Source organism: Dermabacter sp. (assembly GCF_032550575.1).
In the GTDB taxonomy this organism is placed as follows: Bacteria; Actinomycetota; Actinomycetes; order Actinomycetales; family Dermabacteraceae; genus Dermabacter; species Dermabacter hominis.
In genome coordinates this window covers 64,865-82,164 of the sequence record NZ_JAWFZC010000007.1, presented here as the reverse complement: position 1 = coordinate 82,164, position 17,300 = coordinate 64,865, and the positions used below count along the sequence as shown (strand labels likewise).

Annotated in this window: 16 protein-coding genes and 1 tRNA gene; 5 read left to right on the top strand and 12 right to left on the bottom strand. The window is 64.2% G+C overall.

Annotated features, from left to right (window positions below; translation table 11 throughout):
* Positions 1-38 precede the first annotated feature (38 nt).
* Genes E6X30_RS08760 through E6X30_RS08750 form a run of 3 tightly spaced genes read left to right on the top strand, consistent with a single transcriptional unit; the run spans position 39 to position 3,985 of the window.
* Positions 39-2,018, top strand: coding sequence for an HSP90 family protein (locus tag E6X30_RS08760; RefSeq protein ID WP_016663496.1), 1,980 nt, complete (start codon positions 39-41; stop codon positions 2,016-2,018).
* A 9-nt stretch (positions 2,019-2,027) separates the two neighbouring features.
* Positions 2,028-2,867, top strand: coding sequence for an ammonia-dependent NAD(+) synthetase (gene nadE / locus E6X30_RS08755; RefSeq protein WP_016663497.1), 840 nt, complete (start codon positions 2,028-2,030; stop codon positions 2,865-2,867).
* Positions 2,864-3,985: a hypothetical protein gene (locus E6X30_RS08750; protein WP_101687213.1), complete on the top strand. Its 1,122-nt coding sequence runs from the start codon at positions 2,864-2,866 to the stop codon at positions 3,983-3,985. Before nadE ends, E6X30_RS08750 begins: the two co-directional genes overlap by 4 nt.
* Before the next feature lie 21 nt (positions 3,986-4,006).
* Here the strand turns inward: E6X30_RS08750 and E6X30_RS08745 are convergent, their stop codons facing one another.
* Positions 4,007-5,479 (bottom strand): YdiU family protein, encoded by a 1,473-nt coding sequence (locus E6X30_RS08745; RefSeq protein ID WP_257876786.1) that lies wholly within the window; start codon positions 5,477-5,479, stop codon positions 4,007-4,009.
* A gap of 86 nt (positions 5,480-5,565) precedes the next feature.
* Here E6X30_RS08745 and E6X30_RS08740 point away from each other — a divergent pair, with 86 nt between their 5' ends.
* Together E6X30_RS08740 and E6X30_RS08735 are read left to right on the top strand one after the other, a co-directional pair.
* Positions 5,566-6,399 carry a GH25 family lysozyme gene (locus E6X30_RS08740; protein ID WP_316336044.1) on the top strand — a complete coding sequence of 278 codons (834 nt, stop codon included), beginning with the start codon at positions 5,566-5,568 and terminating at the stop codon, positions 6,397-6,399.
* A 3-nt stretch (positions 6,400-6,402) separates the two neighbouring features.
* Positions 6,403-7,017, top strand: coding sequence for a DJ-1/PfpI family protein (locus tag E6X30_RS08735; protein ID WP_316336043.1), 615 nt, complete (start codon positions 6,403-6,405; stop codon positions 7,015-7,017).
* Between the two features lie 27 nt (positions 7,018-7,044).
* Here the strand turns inward: E6X30_RS08735 and E6X30_RS08730 are convergent, their stop codons facing one another.
* The 11 genes from E6X30_RS08730 to E6X30_RS08680 all read right to left on the bottom strand — a co-directional run bounded on the left by E6X30_RS08730 (position 7,045) and on the right by E6X30_RS08680 (position 17,279).
* Positions 7,045-7,512, bottom strand: coding sequence for a DnaJ family domain-containing protein (locus E6X30_RS08730; protein ID WP_316336042.1), 468 nt, complete (start codon positions 7,510-7,512; stop codon positions 7,045-7,047).
* A gap of 75 nt (positions 7,513-7,587) precedes the next feature.
* Positions 7,588-7,671: transfer RNA gene (locus E6X30_RS08725), tRNA-Leu, on the bottom strand.
* A 118-nt stretch (positions 7,672-7,789) separates the two neighbouring features.
* On the bottom strand, positions 7,790-8,662 hold the full coding sequence (locus E6X30_RS08720; RefSeq protein ID WP_096882328.1) for a hypothetical protein: 873 nt from the start codon (positions 8,660-8,662) through the stop codon (positions 7,790-7,792).
* 170 nt (positions 8,663-8,832) lie between these two features.
* Entirely contained in the window at positions 8,833-9,882 is a 1,050-nt protein-coding gene (locus E6X30_RS08715; RefSeq protein ID WP_316336041.1) for an acyltransferase, read from the bottom strand.
* A gap of 10 nt (positions 9,883-9,892) precedes the next feature.
* Positions 9,893-11,347, bottom strand: a complete 1,455-nt coding sequence (locus tag E6X30_RS08710; RefSeq protein WP_316336040.1) for an amino acid permease — start codon at positions 11,345-11,347, stop codon at positions 9,893-9,895.
* Between the two features lie 123 nt (positions 11,348-11,470).
* On the bottom strand, positions 11,471-11,941 hold the full coding sequence (gene rplI / locus E6X30_RS08705) for a 50S ribosomal protein L9 (RefSeq protein WP_016663506.1): 471 nt from the start codon (positions 11,939-11,941) through the stop codon (positions 11,471-11,473).
* Between the two features lie 21 nt (positions 11,942-11,962).
* Positions 11,963-12,199 (bottom strand): 30S ribosomal protein S18, encoded by a 237-nt coding sequence (rpsR, locus tag E6X30_RS08700; protein WP_016663507.1) that lies wholly within the window; start codon positions 12,197-12,199, stop codon positions 11,963-11,965.
* A 91-nt stretch (positions 12,200-12,290) separates the two neighbouring features.
* A complete protein-coding gene (locus E6X30_RS08695) occupies positions 12,291-12,860 on the bottom strand; it encodes a single-stranded DNA-binding protein (RefSeq protein ID WP_259853570.1) in 570 nt (189 codons plus the stop codon).
* A 46-nt stretch (positions 12,861-12,906) separates the two neighbouring features.
* The gene (gene rpsF, locus E6X30_RS08690; protein WP_016663509.1) at positions 12,907-13,197 is read right to left on the bottom strand and encodes a 30S ribosomal protein S6; all 291 of its coding nucleotides are present in this window, start codon (positions 13,195-13,197) and stop codon (positions 12,907-12,909) included.
* Between the two features lie 153 nt (positions 13,198-13,350).
* A complete protein-coding gene (locus tag E6X30_RS08685; RefSeq protein ID WP_316336039.1) occupies positions 13,351-15,759 on the bottom strand; it encodes a transglycosylase domain-containing protein in 2,409 nt (802 codons plus the stop codon).
* Positions 15,756-17,279 (bottom strand): CCA tRNA nucleotidyltransferase, encoded by a 1,524-nt coding sequence (locus tag E6X30_RS08680; protein WP_316336038.1) that lies wholly within the window; start codon positions 17,277-17,279, stop codon positions 15,756-15,758. Before E6X30_RS08680 ends, E6X30_RS08685 begins: the two co-directional genes overlap by 4 nt.
* Between the last annotated feature and the right edge of the window lie 21 nt (positions 17,280-17,300).

The following is a 17,300-nucleotide window of genomic DNA, read 5'->3' as shown; positions in this document are numbered from 1 at the left end:
CGACTGCCAAGGCTCACCTGTTTCCGTAGGATCGAGGCATGACGCTTCCCTCCCATCCGTTTCAGGTCAACCTTCACGCGGTCGTCGAGCTTCTGAGCACGCACATCTACTCGAATCCGCGCGTGTTCCTGCGCGAGCTCATTCAGAACGCTCGCGATGCGATCATGACGCGCATCGAGGCGGGCACGCTGACCCTCGATGATGCCCTCATCCAGGTGACGCCCGTGGGCCCCGAATCTGGCGAGCTCGTTGTCACCGATAACGGCGCGGGCATGCACCGCGAGGAAATGGCGGAGCTCCTCTCGACCGTCGGCCAATCGAGCAAGCGGGACATTTTCGACTTGCCTCGCACGGATCGGCTGGGGCAGTTCGGCATCGGGCTGCTGAGCTGCTTCATGGTGAGCGATGAAATCGTGGTCGAGACCCGCCCCGCCTCCGGTGGGGAGGCGAGCCGTTGGGTGGGCCGCAGCGACGGCACGTTCACGCTCGAATCTCTCGAGGGTTCGGCCGGCTCTCACGTTGCAGTCGGCACGAGCGTGCGGCTCACCCCCCGGCCGGATGCTCGCGAGCTCACGTCATACGTTCGCGTGTGGGAGCTCGCGACCACGTTCGCGGAGTTCCTCCCCGTGACGCTCGAGGTCTGCGGGCCGCGTGGAACCGAGCGTTTCGTCAACCGCACCCCGTTTTTTACCCGTCACCTCTCCCCCGGGGTGCTCCCCTCGGCGGCAGATGCTCCCGTGGAGGGCAGCGAAGATGACCTTCACGCTTGGGCCCTCGAGCGGGATCTCGAGCACCTCGCCGAGTACGGAACTGAACTTCTCGGTGCACAACCCCTCGACATAATCGACATTTCCGTTCCCGAAACGGGCACGCGAGGAACCGCTTTCGTTCTTCCGGCCTCCCCCTCTCCAGGCGCGCGGCAGGCCACGCGCGCCTACATGGGCGGGCTTCTCGTCTCCGAAGCCCTCCCCGATCTCCTGCCCGAATGGGCATTTTTCGTGCGAGTCGTTCTCGATTCCACGGGGCTCACCCCCACCGCCTCGCGCGAAGGTTTCGTCAACGATGAGGCGCTCGCGGTCACGAAGCGCGCGATTGCCTCGACCTTGCGGTCCTGGATCCTCTCGCTTGCTGAGAGCGATCCGCGCGGCCTCCAGCGTTTCCTTGCCATTCACGACTTGGCCCTGCGCTCCCTCGCCGTTCACGATGTGGAGCTCGCGCGGATCGTGCTGCCTCATTTCACGTTCGAGACGAACCAGGGGCGCATGCTCGTGAGCGAGATCGTCGAGGCGAACCCGCGTGTGCGCTACGCCGAAACAACGGAGGAATTCCGCCAGCTCGCGGGCGTAGTCCCGAGCGACCAGGTCGTCGTCAATGCCGGCTACGTGTACGAAAAAGACCTCATGCGGATGCTCGGCGAGACTATTGCGTCCGCGAGCGCCGCGCCCATCACCCTTGGCGATGTGATTGCGCAGTTCGGGGCGGTGTTCGGTCCAGACAAAGAGGCCGCCGAACGCGTGCGCGCATTCGCCGAAACCGCGCTGTTTGGGCTCGATTGCGACGTCCAGGTGCGCGCATTTACTCCCGAGGATGTCCCGGCCCTCTACGTCGTTGATCCCGATGTTTTGAGGAGCATGGAGCTGCGCCGCCTTGAGGAATCGACGAGCGGCTTCTGGGGCGACCTCATGCGTGAGGTCACGGCCTCCTCACCGGAAACGGAGCGTGCGCCGGAAGGCCCAGACTCGAGCCTGCCCACCCTTGCCACACTCGTTCTCAACTGGAATAGCCCCCTCGTGAAAATGCTCGCGGGCATCGAGAGCGAGGATCAGGTGGTGGCCTCGCGAACGGTGCGGCTCATCTACGTGCAGGCGATGCTCGCGGGGCACAACCCGCTGCGGCCCGCGGATCGCGCGATCCTCAACGAGTCCCTTTCCGACATGCTCGCGCTTTCCACGAATCTCATGCGGCGCGATCTCTCGATCGAGGATTTTCTCGAACCGGGCGAAGGCACCGAAAGTTAGGCTGGGACCATGCGTGAACTCCAAGCATCGATTATCAACGAGATGGGCGTGAAGCCCCAGATCGACCCTGCGGCAGAGGTCGAGCGCCGCGTCGCTTTCCTGACCGAGTACCTGCGTTCGACCGGCGCGAACGGCTTTGTGCTCGGCATTAGCGGCGGCGTCGATTCGACTCTCGCGGGCCGCCTCGCTCAGCTCGCGGTTCAGAAGGTGCGTGCCGAGGGCGGCGACGCTCATTTCGTCGCGGTGCGCCTTCCACACGGGGTGCAGCACGATGAGGCCGATGCGGCCGCGGCAATGGCGTGGATCGGCGCGGACCGCGAGATGACCATCAACATCAAGGGCGCTGCGGATGCACTTCGCCACGAGTTTGCGTCTGCGGCGGGGCATGAGACAAGCGATTTCAACGCGGGCAACATCAAGGCGCGCCTGCGCATGGTCGCTCAGTACGCGATCGGCGGTGACGAAGGGCTCCTCGTGATCGGCACGGATCACGCCGCCGAGTCCACGGTCGGGTTCTTTACGAAGTTTGGCGACGGTGGCGCGGACATCCTCCCTCTCTACGGGCTCAACAAGCGCCAGATCCGCTCGCTTCTCGAACATCTGGGCGCACCGGATCCGCTCTGGACCAAGGTGCCGACCGCCGACCTGCTCGATGGCAACCCCGGGCGCACGGACGAGGACGAGCTCGGCGTGAGCTACGACGACATCGACGACTACCTCGAAGGCCGAGACATCCCCGCGCCCTCCGCAGAGAACATTGAGCGCCGCTATCTCTCGTCGCGACACAAGCGCACAACGCCCGTGACCATCACCGACACGTGGTGGAAGGGCACCCCGGAGTCGCGATGAGCGAAACAGAGACCGTCGAAAGCCTCGCGCGCCGCTTCGACTCCCCTGCGCCGATGCCGCCGCGGGAGCGGTGGGAGATCGGCAAGCGCGCCGAGCGACTCGCAGAGGAGCGAGGCGATAAGCGAGCCCTCTACGAGATCCGCATGCGGCTCGTAGGTTTCGCCTTCCAGGCAGCCGAGGCCACGGAGCAGCTCACGCTGTTCCTGTGGTGCGCGCACATGCACGATTCCGATCCCTCTCGCTACCCCGTGCGTCCTCTCGAGACTCAGCCGGACGTCGACCTCCTGTGGTGGTACAAGTGGCTCACGGTCATGCTTCTGAGCTACCCCCAGTACTCGCTTTCCCAGGTGCGTTCCGCGCTCGACATGATGCGCGCCGCCTATCAACGCGAAGGAGCCGGGGAAGCCGGAATCCTGTGGGCTGAACTCTCTTTCGCGCTCGAGACGGGCAATGTCGACGAAGCCCGCGAGGTTCTCACTCGCATCAAGGCGTGCCCTCCCGACGAATACTCCAATTGCGACGCGTGCGCGAGGGCGCAGGAAGCCACGATTTTGTGGCAGATCGACGAGCCGGAGGCAGCGCTTCGCCTCGTGGACGAAATCCTCGACCGGGGCTACGAGTGCGCGGAAGAGCCTCAGTCGATCGCCTCAGAGGCCTTGTTCGCCTTTGCGCGCGCCGGGAGGCTTCCCGAGGCCGCGGCGCTCGCGGAGTTTTCGTACCCGCTGATCATGTCCTCACCGATGCATCTCAGCCACCAGATCGACCACATGCTGTTCCTTCTCGCAACGGGCAATGTGCGCATGGCGGCGATGCTCTTCGTGCGCCACTTGCCGAACGTACGCCACGAGGGTCTCGCCCCGAGCATGTACCTTGCGGCGCTCAAGCAGCTAATCGTGGTGGCGAGCGAGCTTACGCGCGCCGGGTACGGCGCGATGACGATCGAGGGCCTCAACGGCGAAGACACAACCGTCGAGAAGTTCATTGAAGCGGCGCGCAGCACGGCGCTTCCCCTTGCGGAAGCGTTCGATAAGCGCGATGGCACGAATGACCGCGCCGTCTCGGTCACCGAGGCAGGCCGCACTCCGCTCGAGCGCTTCTCGTTCGAACTCGGCGGCTGAATCGATCCTCGGGAAAGCGGCTCACGTCCCGCAGAAGCTCGTGAAGAATCGAGCGTGAGCCGGTGGCGCCTCGAGGTCCTCGAATCCGTCGCGGCGCGTCCACGGGTCGCGAATCGCGGCAAGGAGGCGCTCGAATTTTCCCCGCTCGCCGCGCTCGACGTCGCGCAGTGCTGCCTCGACGTGGTGGTTGCGGGGAATGTAGATCGGGTTCGTCTCGCGCATGAGCGCCTCGGCGCGCTCGAGGCTCGTTCCTCCGCGCGAGCGAAGCTCCTCGAGTTCAGCTCGCCACGCGCTGCCCGCAGCGAACTCTCCGTCGATGCTTTTTCCTTCGGCGAGGGCCCTGAAAAACAGGGTGAAGTCCATGTGCTCGCGTTCGAGGGACTCGAGGGTGTTCGCAACGAACTGCGCCAACGCGACGTCCGGTTCCGCCTCGATTCCGAGCTTTCGCGCGAACACTCGCGTGAAGACAGCGCGGTACTCCTCCTCAAACTCCGCTAGTACCGCACTCGCGTCGTCGATCGCGCGCTGCGGATCCGGGTCGATGAGGTCGAGAAGGGCTTCGGCGAAGCGCGCGAGGTTCCACTGCGTAATGGCCGGCTGCTGGTCGTAGGCGTAGCGGCCGCCGGTGTCGATCGAGCTGAAGCACGCCCCGGCCTCGTACCGATCGAGGAAGGCACACGGCCCAAAGTCGATCGATTCGCCCGCAACGCTGACGTTGTCGGTATTGAGCACGCCGTGCACGAACCCCACCCCCATCCACTGCGCCACGAGCCGCGCCTGGCGCGCGGCGACGCCGCGAAGAAGAGCAAGGGCAGGCCGCCGGCGAGCGTCGGCACTCTCTTCCCATCCGGGGTAGTGCCGATCGAGGACGAATCGTACGAGCGTGTCGCGCGTATCCGCCGCGATTGTTCCCTGATCGCCCGCGACCCTCGCGAACTGGAAGGTGCCCACGCGAACGTGGCTTACAGCCGTGCGCACGAGGATCCCCGCGGGTTCCGGCTCGGGTGCGCGGCGCCTGATCCGCTCCCCCGTCTCGAGAACCGCGAGCGCGCGGCTCGCGGGAATGCCGAGGGCGTCAAGCGCCTCCGAGATGAGGTATTCGCGATACATCGCGCTGAGCGGCGCTTTGCCGTCCGATCCAGGACGCGAGAACGGCGTGAGCCCGCTGCCCTTGAGGTGCACATCCACGATAGCATCGCCGCAGGTCAGCTCGCCCATGAGGTGAGCGCGGCCGTCGCCGAGGACGGGCGAGAAGGTGCCAAACTGGTGGCCCGAATACGCCATGGCGTGCGCGCTGTGCGCATTCGCAAGGCTGCGCGCGAGGCCCTCGACCGCCTCGATTTCCGCCCCGGAATCAATCCCGAGCTCCCTCACGAGCGGCGCATTCGCGGCCCCCACGCGCGTATCGGCGGGGATGCTGGGCGCGCACTCGCGCACGAGATCGGGAAACTCGCGCGCGAACTGGGTGGTCAGTGGCGGAAACTGGGAAGGCACACCACCACGCTACAGGGTCCGTTCCGACGCTTGCTCACCTAGCGTCGCACCCACATCCGTGAGCGCTTGACCACTACACTTTCGGTATGCCGCGCTTTTCTCGCGCCGACGTCTATCGGCTCCAATACAAAGCGATCGTCGCCATCTTCGCCGCGTCCTGCATGCTCGTCTCGATTGGCACGCTCGTGAGCACCATTGCGGCCGGGCAACCGTCGGACCAACGGGCGATCCCCGCTGCGCCCGCACCCGTGAAGGCGCGCGTGATGACCATCCCGGACACCCCCGCGGATGCCTCCGCTCTCACAAATCTGTCGCGCGGGGTGGATCTGCGCGAGGGCGAAAGCCTCGGCATCGATGTGTCTTCGCATCAAAAGACGATTGACTGGGGCGCTGTCGCCGATGCGGGCGTGAGCTTTGCGTACATCAAGGCGACCGAGGGCACTGGTTATACCGACCCGAAGTTTGCCGCGAACTGGGAGGGCGCCACGAAAAACGGCATCACCCCGGGCGCCTACCACTACTTCACGCTGTGCTCCCCCGGCGCGGATCAGGCACGCGATTTCTTGAAGGCAGCCCCGCCGGATTCGGGGGCGCTTCCACCCGCCCTCGACCTCGAGTTTGATGGCGCGTGCGAAAAGCGCCCCGAAGCTGAGCACGCCAATGCCGAGGTCGAGGCCTTCGTGAACGCGGTTGAGAAGGCGTGGGGGCGAAAGCTCGTGATCTACTCGAGTGCCGAGTGGCGGCGCCACTACGACCTCCCGCACGCCGAAGGCCGCCCAACCTGGCTCTTCTCCGAGTCGTCGCGACCCAAGGAGGATCGCTGGGCGGTATGGCAGCTGCGTTTTGACGGCACAGTCGACGGAATTTCCACTAAGGTCGATATTGACGTGATTCGGCCAGCGCATCTCAAAGGAGAGTAATCGATGACGAGACAAGTAAGCGTCGTACTCTTTGACGCATTCGAGCTGCTTGATGTGTGCGGGCCGGTTGAGCTTTTGAGCCACGTCGAGGGCATCACGCTCGACTTTGTGGGACCCGAGGCGGGTCTCGTCTCGAGCGCGCAGGGCCTTCGCGTGGAGTGTGGCCGTTCGTTTCGGGAGCTCTCCAAGGAGCCGATCGACATCCTTCTCGTCCCGGGTGGGCCCGGCACGCGAACGCTCGTCGACGATGCGCCGTTTCTCGCGTGGCTTACCGAGGCCGGCGCGCGTGCCCGGCTCCTCGCGTCCGTGTGCACGGGCTCGGCGCTCCTCGCGTCGGCCGGGCTGCTCGAAGGCTACCGGGCAACGAGCAATAAAGCCGCGTTCGAGTGGGCGCGCACCTTCGGTCAGACGATTGCCTGGCAGAGGGAGGCTCGCTGGGTTGAGGATCGTGATCGCTGGACGTCCTCGGGCGTGGCCGCTGGGATGGACATGACCGCCGCCCTCATTGCCTCCCTGTGCGGCACCGAGGCCCGTGATCGGGCCCTTGCGAAGGCCGAATACACGGCCACCACCGATAGCGATTCGGATCCCTTCGCCGCCGCGCCCCCTCTGCCCTGAGGGCGTGCACAGCGGGGCGGCAGGCCCTCACAACTGGCGGAGGCGGTGCCAGCGAGAGACCCAGTTTTCGACATCGACGAGGGGCACGAGAAGCGGAGGCTCCTCGCTTGCGGCGGGCCGCAGCGAAGCGTCACGGACCGCCGCGCTGTTTTCGCGGCGCGCCCGAGCGTTGTAGTCCTCGAGGTATTCGCGCACCGCGTCTTGTGATGGGAGCGAGCGAAGAGTGTGCGCGAGCATATCGTGTTCCTTGCGCAGCACCACAGCGGCGGGCAGTAGCGCCTCGCGATCGAATTCGCCGGAGGAAATGCGCGATTTAATCCACCAGTCGGGATCGTGCACGTCCGGAAGCTCGAGCTGCGCACCCGCGAGGGGAAGGTTGTCAAAAACGCCGGCAGCGGCGGCCCGATCGGCAGCCGTCGGAATGAACCCCGCGCCCTCCCCCACGGCACCGAGCCATGCGTTTGTGTGCGAGCCCGAGGGCGTCTCCTCACTCATGCTGCTCAACCCCTCACCCGAGTACACGCGTGCAGATACGCGAAAGCCCCTCCCGTAGGAGGGGCCCGCATGGGGTGCGCAAGGGGGGACTTGAACCCCCACGCCCGCAAAGGCACACGGACCTGAACCGTGCGCGTCTACCAATTCCGCCACTTGCGCGGGAACTTCGACACCGGGTTTCACGGCACACCGAGATCGAAGCGCTCCCTAATATAGCCCCACCGCCTCGCGCGCGCGAATCCGCGCACGGGCCAGGTGGGCAACGCCACGGGGCGAACTAGTCGTCGGTAGGCACCTGTGTCACGACGAGCACGCCCGAATCCTGGGAATTGAGGATCGTCGCTGCGATGACCGTGGCCTCTGCCTTGCCCCATTCCGCCTCTATCGGGCATACCTGGGAGTTGCGACCTTCAGCGATCGACATCTCACCCGCGCACTCGAACTTCGAGATGGGCATTTCGAGGGACTGCATCGCCTTGAGCGCCTTTTCGGACACCGTCGCGCCGTCCACGGGAGAATCGACGGCCCACATGTCACCGATGCCGTAGGCAAGAACCTCGGTTCCGGGTTCGGTGAACTTCCCGCTGAGCGAGGCATCAAAGTCGTTGTCAAAGGCGACGAGAAGGCCCGGGCCCTGCACATTCGAGAAGGTGCCGTAGGCGTAGGCCTCGCGGGTCCTGTCCCCTGTCGTCACCGTGCAGTGGGTCTTCGGCTTGCCCGCGGTGATGTCAATATCGCCATCGCACTCCACGGTTGCCTCACCGCCATCATCGAAGACGCTCGAGATGGACGTAGCGATCACGTCACGGCTGAAGGGGAAGTCGCCGATATCCGGATTGGTGTCCTCAGTGAAGTGAGCGATTATCGCGGGAGCCGCGCCCACCTTCGCTTCAGGTTCGGAAGAAGCGGTTGGGCTCGAGCTCTCGCTCGGCGTTGCGCTCGCATCCTCGCTCGCGCTCGGCTCCGCACTCGGCTTGTCGCTTTCTTCGGCCGAGGGAATCTGGGTGGGGCTCGGCTTCGCCGTTTCGGGTGCGTGGGTGGGGGTCTCGGTTGGCGTGGACACCTCACCACCCGTAGCCCCGCACGAAGCGAGCACAAGCGCGGCGGCGAACGCGGCGGATGCGCCGCGGAACGTAGACCTCATCGACATGGAAATCTCCTCTAGACATGGGCACGAGGGAAGTGCGTGCTGACATATCTTCCCGCGCCCCACGCAAAAAGTAAAGACTTTGCAAAGTGTGGAGGTTGTGAAGGAAAGGCCGCACGCTCGAGCGGCAGGCAGGGTCCGACGGCTACCAGGCGCCTTACGAGGCCGCGACGCTAAAACACCGCTCGCACATAAGGGATTCGCGCCGCGACAAGCGACACTGCCCACGAAAGCCCGAGCACGAGCACCCATGCGCCCACGCACGCGAGTGTTCCGCTCGAGTCGAGCCCGGGCACTAGGAGGCGCACACCTATGAGCACAACGAAATGGCACAGGAACACGCCGAACGACGCATCGCCGAGGCGCCGCAACACACCCTGCACGCGATCGGAAACCACCCACTCGCGGCTCACGGCAAGAAGGCCCGCCACAAGCGCGAACGACGCACCGACATTCAAGGGTGAGCGGTAGTTGCCGCTGACGAGCTTGCCCCATCCCTCGTTCTCAATACCGAGACCGCCACACACGCCGAGAACCGCGAGCAGCGCGATACCGAGGGCGAGCACGGCGGGCGCAAGGCGCCGTCGGACCGGGTGGGCGAACGCGACGTGACCAGCGAGGTAGTGCCCTACGTAGAAAATCCAGTAGGTGAGCACCGCCCCGGAAATCACGCCCGTGGGTTGCCCGACCGCCTCAAACGCGTTCGGAGCGAGATATACCGACAAACCCCACGCGAGGCTCACACCGGTGGCAGCCCACGCACGTGCTTTCGAATGCGCAACGAACGAGCCGAGCACGGGGGTAATGATGGACAGTCCCATGATGAGCCACAGAAAGTACAGCTGCGGGGACTGATCCCCCATGAGCGCTTCCTTGCCGAGCCGCTCCGCGGTCAGGTCGCGACCCAGAACCACGCCATTGATCACAACGCCATACACGAGCGTCCACACGATGGTCGCGGGAATGAGCCGCGCGAAACGCGAACGTAGAAACGGCCATGCTCCATTGCGCATCGCCACCGGGGCGAGGTTCAGGGCGCCGGAGATCATGATGAACACGGGCACCGCGACGTTCATCATCGAGCGGAACACCACGAGTGCCCAGGGGGCGTTTTCGGCAGTGGCGGCAGGCGCGAGACAGTGGATGCCTACGACAGCGACGATCGCCGAAATACGCACAACATCGAGCATTGGCACATAGCGCCGCTGAGGTGTCGAAGGCATGGGACCAAGGTTACGAGAATTCGGCGCGCGCCTTTTCAGCCTCCGCGAAGCTCGCGTCGATTGCCTCAACGCTAATGCGGTGGCGGAACACGAGCACGTACGCGAGGGTCACGAGCAGCACGAACGGGATGCCCACCATGGCCGCGAGCTGCATGCGCTCAACGGCGATCACCGTCGAGAACACGAAAAGGAGGCCGGCAATGCCCGCGATCGCCGTCACCACGCCACCGGGCATGCGGAATAATTCGCGGCCGTCGCGCGTGCGGTGATAGACCACGTAGGTCACCAGGATCAAAACCCACACGATGACCGCCGAGAAGATCACGGTCGACATGATGAGGGGGAACAGACCGCCGATACCCGTCATCGCAAGCACCACGACGACGAGGATCCCGCATGCGTGCACGATGATGCCGGGCAGCGGAATGCCGCGCCTGGTCGTGCGCTCGAGCATTTGCGGGGCGAGCGAATCCGCGGCGAGCGAGTGAAGAAAGCGCGAGCCCGCATACACGTTGGCGTTTGCGGCGGACAGCGCGGTGATCACCACGATGAGGTTCGTGAGGCCCGCCGCCGCAGGAATCCCGAGTTCGTGGAACACCATGACGAACGGCGACAGGCGCACGTCACCAGCGGCACCCGAGGCTTCTTTCCACGGCACGAGCGCGACGATGATCCCTATCGCCGCGACGTAAAAGAAGCTCAATCGAATCACGGTCGACTGCGCGGCCGTGCGGATCGACCGTGCGGGATCCTTCGCCTCAGCGGCCGAGATCGACAGCATCTCGATGCCGCCGAAGGAAAACATCACGAGCGCCATCGAGACCCACACGCCTTTGAAACCAAAGGGCATGAAGCCACCGTCGTTCGTCCAGTTCGAGACCCCGGCAGCAGGTGTTCCCGGGAGCCCGAAGAACACGAGACACAGCCCCACGAGAATGAAGACGACGACCGCGATGACCTTGATGCTCGAAAGCCAAAACTCGATCGTGCCGAAGCTCTTGACGCTCACCACGTTGATCGCAACGACGATCGCGCCGAGGATCGCGACCCCCGCCCACTGAGGAAGATCCGGAGCCCAGAACTGGAGATACAGGCTGCACGCATACAGTTCAGCGGCGGTCACCCCGACCGTCACGATCCAGTAGAGCCACCGCACGAGGTATCCCCAAAAAGGCGAGAGATAGCGCGCGGCGAGTGTGCCAAATCCGCCCTGGACGGGGTGACGCGAGGCCATCTCGCCCATCGCGAGGGCGATGGTCATGGCAATGGCGGAGCCGATCGCAAAGCTGATGATCACGGCGGGACCGGCCACGGCGATCGCATCTCCGGAACCGAGGAAAAGGCCTGTGCCGAGCGCGGAACCCATCGCGATCATGGCCATCTGCCGATGCGTGAGCGATCGGGAAAGGTGGCCGTGTTCGTGGGGATCGCTGGCTGTAGACGGGTGTGAGGATGGGGAGGTCATTGCATAAATGTATTCAATTTTTTGGCAGGGCGCGCGAAAGACCACCAGATGACACGAAAAAGCGGCGGGTGTGGACCCGCCGCTTCCTCGTTCGCTCTCATTCGAGCGTTTACGCTATGCCGTTCAGGCGCGCGCACCCTTCGCGGCAACGACCTGGACAACGAGGTTTGCGTAAACCTCTTCGTGCAGGCGCACCGTCACGGTGTACTCGCCGAGCGACTTGATCGGCGCGGTGAACTCGACCTTGCGGCGATCGATCTCGCGATCGAAGCCAGCCTTAACGGCCTCGGCAACCTCGGCGGCGGTCACGGCGCCGAAGAGGCGGCCGTTCTGGCCCGCACGCTCGGCCACGACGACCGGCTTGGTCTGGAGGAGGTCACGCAGTGCCTGCGCATCCTCGAGCGACGCCACGGCGCGCTTCGAGTTTGCGGCAGCCATCTGCTCGAGCTGGCGCTCAGCGCCCTTGGTCCACGGCGTGGCAAGGCCGCGCGGCAGAAGGTAGTTGCGCGCGTAGCCGGCCTTGACCTCGACGACATCGCCGGGGCCGCCGAGCTTGGAAACCTCGTTGGTGAGGATGAGCTTGGTAGTAGCCATTTTTCTCTATCCTTCCTTGGCTCAGCGACCGGAGGTCGAGTAGGGAAGGAGGGCGATCTCGCGGGCGTTCTTGACGGCCTTCGCGATCTTGCGCTGCTCCTGGACACTGACGCCGGTCACGCGGCGTGCACGGATCTTTCCGCGATCCGAAATGAACTTACGCAGAACCGCGGGGTCCTTGTAGTCGATGTTCTCGATACCGGCGCTCTTGAGCGGGTTCTGCTTCTTCTTGGGCTTACGAAGCTCTGGCTTCGCCATCGTGGTGCTCCTTTGAGTGAGGGGAGCCCGGGCTTTCTACCCGGGATGGAATGGATAAATTGAGGATGTGTGCCGAGTGGCGCGGCGCGATTTAGAAGGGCGGTGGCTCTTCAGCGCCGCCGTTGCTCCAGGGGTCAACATCGGCGGGGTTCTGGCCGCCCTGCGGTCCACCCTGGGCGCCACCGCGGTTACCGCCGTAGCCTCCCTGGTTGGAGTAGCCGCCTTGGCCGCCACCATAGTTGCCGCCACCGCTGTTACCACCGTTGAAACCGCCACCGAAGTTTCCGCTGCCGCCGCGCTGAGTGCGGGTCGGCTTCGCGGTCGCGTAGCGAAGCGAAGGACCGATCTCGTCGACCTGGAGTTCGATCGAGGTGCGGTTATTGCCTTCGCGGTCGGTGTAGGAGCGCTGCTGGAGGCGGCCCTGAACGATCACGCGGGTGCCCTTCGTGAGGGACTCGGCGACATTCTCGGCTGCATCGCGCCAGATGGAGCAGCGCAGGAAGAGAGCTTCGCCGTCCTTCCATTCGCCCGACTGGCGGTCGAACGTGCGGGGGGTCGACGCGACGGTGAACGACGCGACGGGAATCCCCGAGTTCGTAAAGCGCAGCTCGGGATCGGCGGTCAGGTTTCCGACGACGGTGATGACGGTATCGTTCGCCATGACTCTCCTTCAGCTGATGGTGCGGTGTGGCTTGTAAACGAGGTTTTTACTTCTCGTCGACGCGCATGAGCTTCGTGCGCAGAACGGACTCGTTGAGGCCGAGCTGGCGATCGAGCTCCTTGGCGGTCTCGGGCTTCGAGGTGAAGTTAAGAACGACGTAGATGCCTTCCTGCTTCTTGTCGATCTCGTACGCAAACTTGCGCTTGCCCCACACGTCGGTGTTGTCGACGGTGCCGCCCTCAGCAGGAACAACCTTGATGAGCTTCTCAAAAGTAGTGTCCACGGTACGCTCGTCGATCGACGGGTCCAGGATCACAACCATTTCGTACTTACGCATGTGTAAATCCCCACCTCCTGTGGTCTATCGCGGCCACGGTCCTTCCGTGGCAGGAGGGTCATGCATGCGCCTGCGGTTTTCCACAGACTTCCCAAGTCTAGCGGCTCGCCCGGGTTCGGGGAAGGGGGTCCGACGGTGGCCTGGACCTCACCGCTACCGAGGTTCTTTCGGCGTCGCGGTCGGCTCAACGGGTTTGTCGTTGCCGCGCGTCGGCTGTACCTTCGGCGTCTCCGGCTTTTCGCTCGGTTCAGGCTTCGGTTCGGGCTTCGGCTTCGGCGCTGGCGATGCCGGCTTCTCCTCGGACGGAGAAGGAGACGGCTCGGGCGCCTCCTGCGACGGCTCCTCGGTTGCGGGCGGCTCCTCACTCGGCTCTTCCGATGGTGCCTCGGTCACCTCGGGTTCCTTGGTCACGCGCGGCGCAGGCGCCTGCGTCCGTTTTGTCCTCTTCCGCTTCTTCTTGCCATCGGTATCGACTTCGTCCGGGAAGTCGAGTTCGTCCTGCCCGTCGAGGGCGCTCGTCATGATGTCGGCGAAGATACTCGCGGGCGCGCCGCCACCGGTCATGTCCTCCCACGGGCCGAACGGGGTGAGTGGCTCTTCAGTGCGGCCGTCGGAACTTGGTTGGAACATGCCCACCGCTGTGACCAGCTGGGGGGTGTAACCCACGAAAAGCGCCGAGCGGAACGAGCTTGAAGTACCCGTCTTGCCCGCGACCGGGCGGCCATCCATTTTTTTGTTGACGATTCGTGCCGAGCCGCGAGAGCTCGTGGGTTCCTGGAGGGCTACGGTCGCGTTGATCGCCGTGGACTCCTTGAGAACTCGCTCGCCGTCATCCTTATAGGCGTACTTGCTCGAACCGTCAGCATTCGTCACTTTTTCGACGATGTGCGGCGTGCGCTTAATCCCGCCCGAGGCGATCACGGAATACGACCCCGCGAGCTCGAGAACCGTGAGCGATGAAGAGCCAAGGACGTTGCTCGGACTGTCGTCGAGACCGGGTGTCTTCTCGGAAAGCCCCATCTTGACGGCCGCTTCGCGCGTCTTCTCGGCGCCCATGTCAACGTTGAGTGCCGCATAGGGCGTGTTGTAGGAGTGCCGCGTCGCGGTCAGGAGATCGACGCTGCCACGCGAGACATTGCCGAAGTTCTTGACGGTCCACCCCTTGAAGGTCCTAGGCGAAGAGGCGTCCCAGTTGGAGTGGAGGCTATAGCCCTCCTCGAGCGCGGCAACAAGCGTGAACGCCTTGAACGTTGAACCGGCCTGCATGCGCGACTGGGTAGCGTCGTTCCGCTGCTGCTTGAGGTAGTCCTCGCCGCCGTAGAGCGCCCGGATCGCACCGGTTGACGGGTCGATGCTCACGGTTCCCACGCGGTTATTCTCGGGGCGGTCCTCGGGGAGATTCGCGATCGCTTCGACGGTCGATTCTTGCGTGTGCTTGTCGATCGTCGAGACGATCGTGTAGCCGCCCGTGTCGATGTCGTCCTCGTCGAAGCCTCGCGCCTCGAGTTCCTTGCGCACCGTCGTCATGAGGTAGCCATTTGTGCCGCGCAAGGAGTTTTGACGTTTGTATTCGATCGTCTCGGGGAAGCTGAGCTTGTCGGCTTCCTCCTTCGTGAGGCTTCCCGTCTCGTTGACCTCTCGGTCGATGACCCGCTGCCAGAGCGCTTTCGCTTTATCGGGATTCTTCGCCGGGTCGTAGGCGCTCGGTGCGGGAATGACGGCGACGAGAAGTGCGGCCTCGGCGTCATCGAGCTCGCTCGCACTCTTACCGAAGTAGGCCTGCGCCGCCTCTTCGATTCCGTAGGCGGAACGGCCAAAGTAGATCGTGTTGAGGTAGCGCGAAAGGATCTCGTTCTTGTCGAGCTCCTCATCGATTTTGACGGCCATGATCATTTCGCGCACCTTGCCGGTATACGACGTGACCTTGCCCGTGTAGTAGTTCTCGACATACTGCTGGGTGATCGTCGAAGCCCCCTGGCGGGAGCCGCCAGAAAGGTTGTTCACGAGAGCGCGCACGATACCCTTCGGCGAAATGCCGCGGTTCTCGTAGAACGTGGAGTCCTCCGAGGCGACGACAGCCTCCTTGACGTTGTCCGGGATCTCGTCGGCGGGCAGGATCGTGCGATTGAGGTCGCTGAACTCGCCGAGGAGAGTCTTTCCGTCCGAGTAGTACACGCGGGTCGTTTGAGCAACGGCGATATCGGTCGGCTCGGGTACTTCGGTAGTCGCATACAGCCACGCACCGAAGCCCACGCCAGCACAGAAGAGGACGAGGACGGCCGCGGAAAGGAGGCGCCACGAGGGAAGCCACCGCAAAAAACCCTCCTTTCCGGCGCGCGGGTAGTTGAGAAAGTTCGTGGGCTTGGGTTTGGGCTTGGGCTTAGACGCAGCCGTGCCTGCTCCCGCTACAGCGTGCCGGCCTTTCGTGGGCGCGGCGTTTTCGGGGCGCGGTTTCGTGCGGCTGCGACCAATGCTCGCTGCCGCGGGAGTGGTCGCAGGGCGCGCTGCACGCTTTCCGCTCGAGCGGGTACGGCTCGTCCCCTTTGGGCTCTTGTCGCTCACTTCGAGGTTCCTCTCGTCGCCGGCGCGCTTTCGTGCGCCCCATTATGCGCCCACCATTCCTGAAGGCGCCTCGAGGCTTCCTCCTCGCCGAGAGGTCCCTCCTCCATGCGCAGCTCAAGAAGGTAGGCGTATGCCTTGCCGACTGCCGGGCCGGGCTTGAGATCAAGAATCTGCATGATCGCGCGGCCATCCAGATCGGGCCGGATTTTGGAGATCTCTTCTTGTTCCGCGAGCTCGGCGATGCGTTTTTCGAGGTCATCGTAGGCTTCGCGAAGACGCTGGGCCTTGCGCTTGTTACGCGTCGTGCAATCGGCGCGCGTGAGGCGGTGAAGGCGTTCGAGCTGATCGCCCGCGTCCGTCACGTAGCGGCGCACGGCCGAGTCTGTCCATTCGCTATCCGCGTAGCCGTGAAAGCGAAGATGCAGTTCGATGAGGTGTGCGACCGCCTTGGTCGTCTCCTTATCGAACTTGAGTGCCTTCATTCGGGCCTTCGCCATGCGCGCCCCCACGACTTCGTGGAACCGGAAGGTCACGACTCCGCCTTCTTCGTAGCGGCGCGTATTAGGCTTCGCGCAATCGTGCATGAGCGCCGCGAATCGCAAAATGAAGTCGGGGCCGGGAACCGGTCCTTCGGGGCCTGTTTCAAGGTCAATCGCCTGCTCAAGCACCGTGAGCGAATGCGTGTAGACATCCTTGTGCCTGTGGTGCTCATCGATCTCGAGCCGCATCGCGGGAAGCTCGGGAAGGATGATCTCGGCAAGGCCAAGATCGACCATCTGCTCGAGGGCACGCCTCGGGTGATCGCCGAGCATGAGCTTGACGAGTTCCTCGCGCACACGCTCGGCGCTCACGATCTCGAGGCGGCCGGCGAGGGCCGCGATTGCGCGCGCGGTTCCCTCCTCGATGTCGAATCCAAGGGTCGAGGCGAAGCGCACGGCGCGCATCATGCGAAGCGGGTCGTCGCTGAAGGACTGTTCGGGAGCGACCGGTGTGCGAAGAAGCCCCGCAGCAAGATCCTCGAGACCGCCGAACGGATCGATGAACTCGAGAGAGGGAAGACGAACGGCCATCGCGTTCACGGTGAAGTCGCGTCGCGAGAGATCGCCATCGATCGTGTCACCGTACGCGACCTGCGGCTTTCGAGACTGCGGATCGTATTCCTCCGTGCGGTACGTCGTGATCTCGACCTTGACGCCGTCGAGCTGCGCGCCGAGCGTGCCAAACTCGCGCCCCATGTCCCAGATCGCGCCCCGTTTGCCGACCCACTGCCGAAGAATCTGCTCCGTCGACTCGGGCCGCGCCGACGTCGTGAAATCAAGGTCATCGCTACTGCGGCCAAGAAGGGCATCGCGCACGGGCCCGCCGACGAGTGCCAATTCCTCGCCCGCAGTCTCGAACATGTGGCCGAGCTCGTGAACGGAGGCTGGAAGCGCCTGGAACATGCTCCGCGCGCGGATGCGAACGGTCTCGATCCCCATCCGGTGTGCTTCACGCTTGTCGCCGTTAGTCACGTCGTTCATTCCTCACCTTGATCTGTGATG

What these genes read in the sequence shown, in the direction of transcription:
- E6X30_RS08760 (WP_016663496.1), top strand. Translation starts at nt 39, where the DNA reads ATGACGCTTCCCTCCCATCCGTTTCAGGTCAACCTTCACGCGGTCGTC.
- nadE (WP_016663497.1), top strand. Translation starts at nt 2,028, where the DNA reads ATGCGTGAACTCCAAGCATCGATTATCAACGAGATGGGCGTGAAGCCC.
- E6X30_RS08750 (WP_101687213.1), top strand. Translation starts at nt 2,864, where the DNA reads ATGAGCGAAACAGAGACCGTCGAAAGCCTCGCGCGCCGCTTCGACTCC.
- E6X30_RS08740 (WP_316336044.1), top strand. Translation starts at nt 5,566, where the DNA reads ATGCCGCGCTTTTCTCGCGCCGACGTCTATCGGCTCCAATACAAAGCG.
- E6X30_RS08735 (WP_316336043.1), top strand. Translation starts at nt 6,403, where the DNA reads ATGACGAGACAAGTAAGCGTCGTACTCTTTGACGCATTCGAGCTGCTT.
- E6X30_RS08730 (WP_316336042.1), bottom strand. Translation starts at nt 7,512, where the DNA reads ATGAGTGAGGAGACGCCCTCGGGCTCGCACACAAACGCATGGCTCGGT.
- E6X30_RS08720 (WP_096882328.1), bottom strand. Translation starts at nt 8,662, where the DNA reads ATGTCGATGAGGTCTACGTTCCGCGGCGCATCCGCCGCGTTCGCCGCC.
- E6X30_RS08715 (WP_316336041.1), bottom strand. Translation starts at nt 9,882, where the DNA reads ATGCCTTCGACACCTCAGCGGCGCTATGTGCCAATGCTCGATGTTGTG.
- E6X30_RS08710 (WP_316336040.1), bottom strand. Translation starts at nt 11,347, where the DNA reads ATGACCTCCCCATCCTCACACCCGTCTACAGCCAGCGATCCCCACGAA.
- rplI (WP_016663506.1), bottom strand. Translation starts at nt 11,941, where the DNA reads ATGGCTACTACCAAGCTCATCCTCACCAACGAGGTTTCCAAGCTCGGC.
- rpsR (WP_016663507.1), bottom strand. Translation starts at nt 12,199, where the DNA reads ATGGCGAAGCCAGAGCTTCGTAAGCCCAAGAAGAAGCAGAACCCGCTC.
- E6X30_RS08695 (WP_259853570.1), bottom strand. Translation starts at nt 12,860, where the DNA reads ATGGCGAACGATACCGTCATCACCGTCGTCGGAAACCTGACCGCCGAT.
- rpsF (WP_016663509.1), bottom strand. Translation starts at nt 13,197, where the DNA reads ATGCGTAAGTACGAAATGGTTGTGATCCTGGACCCGTCGATCGACGAG.
- E6X30_RS08680 (WP_316336038.1), bottom strand. Translation starts at nt 17,279, where the DNA reads ATGAACGACGTGACTAACGGCGACAAGCGTGAAGCACACCGGATGGGG.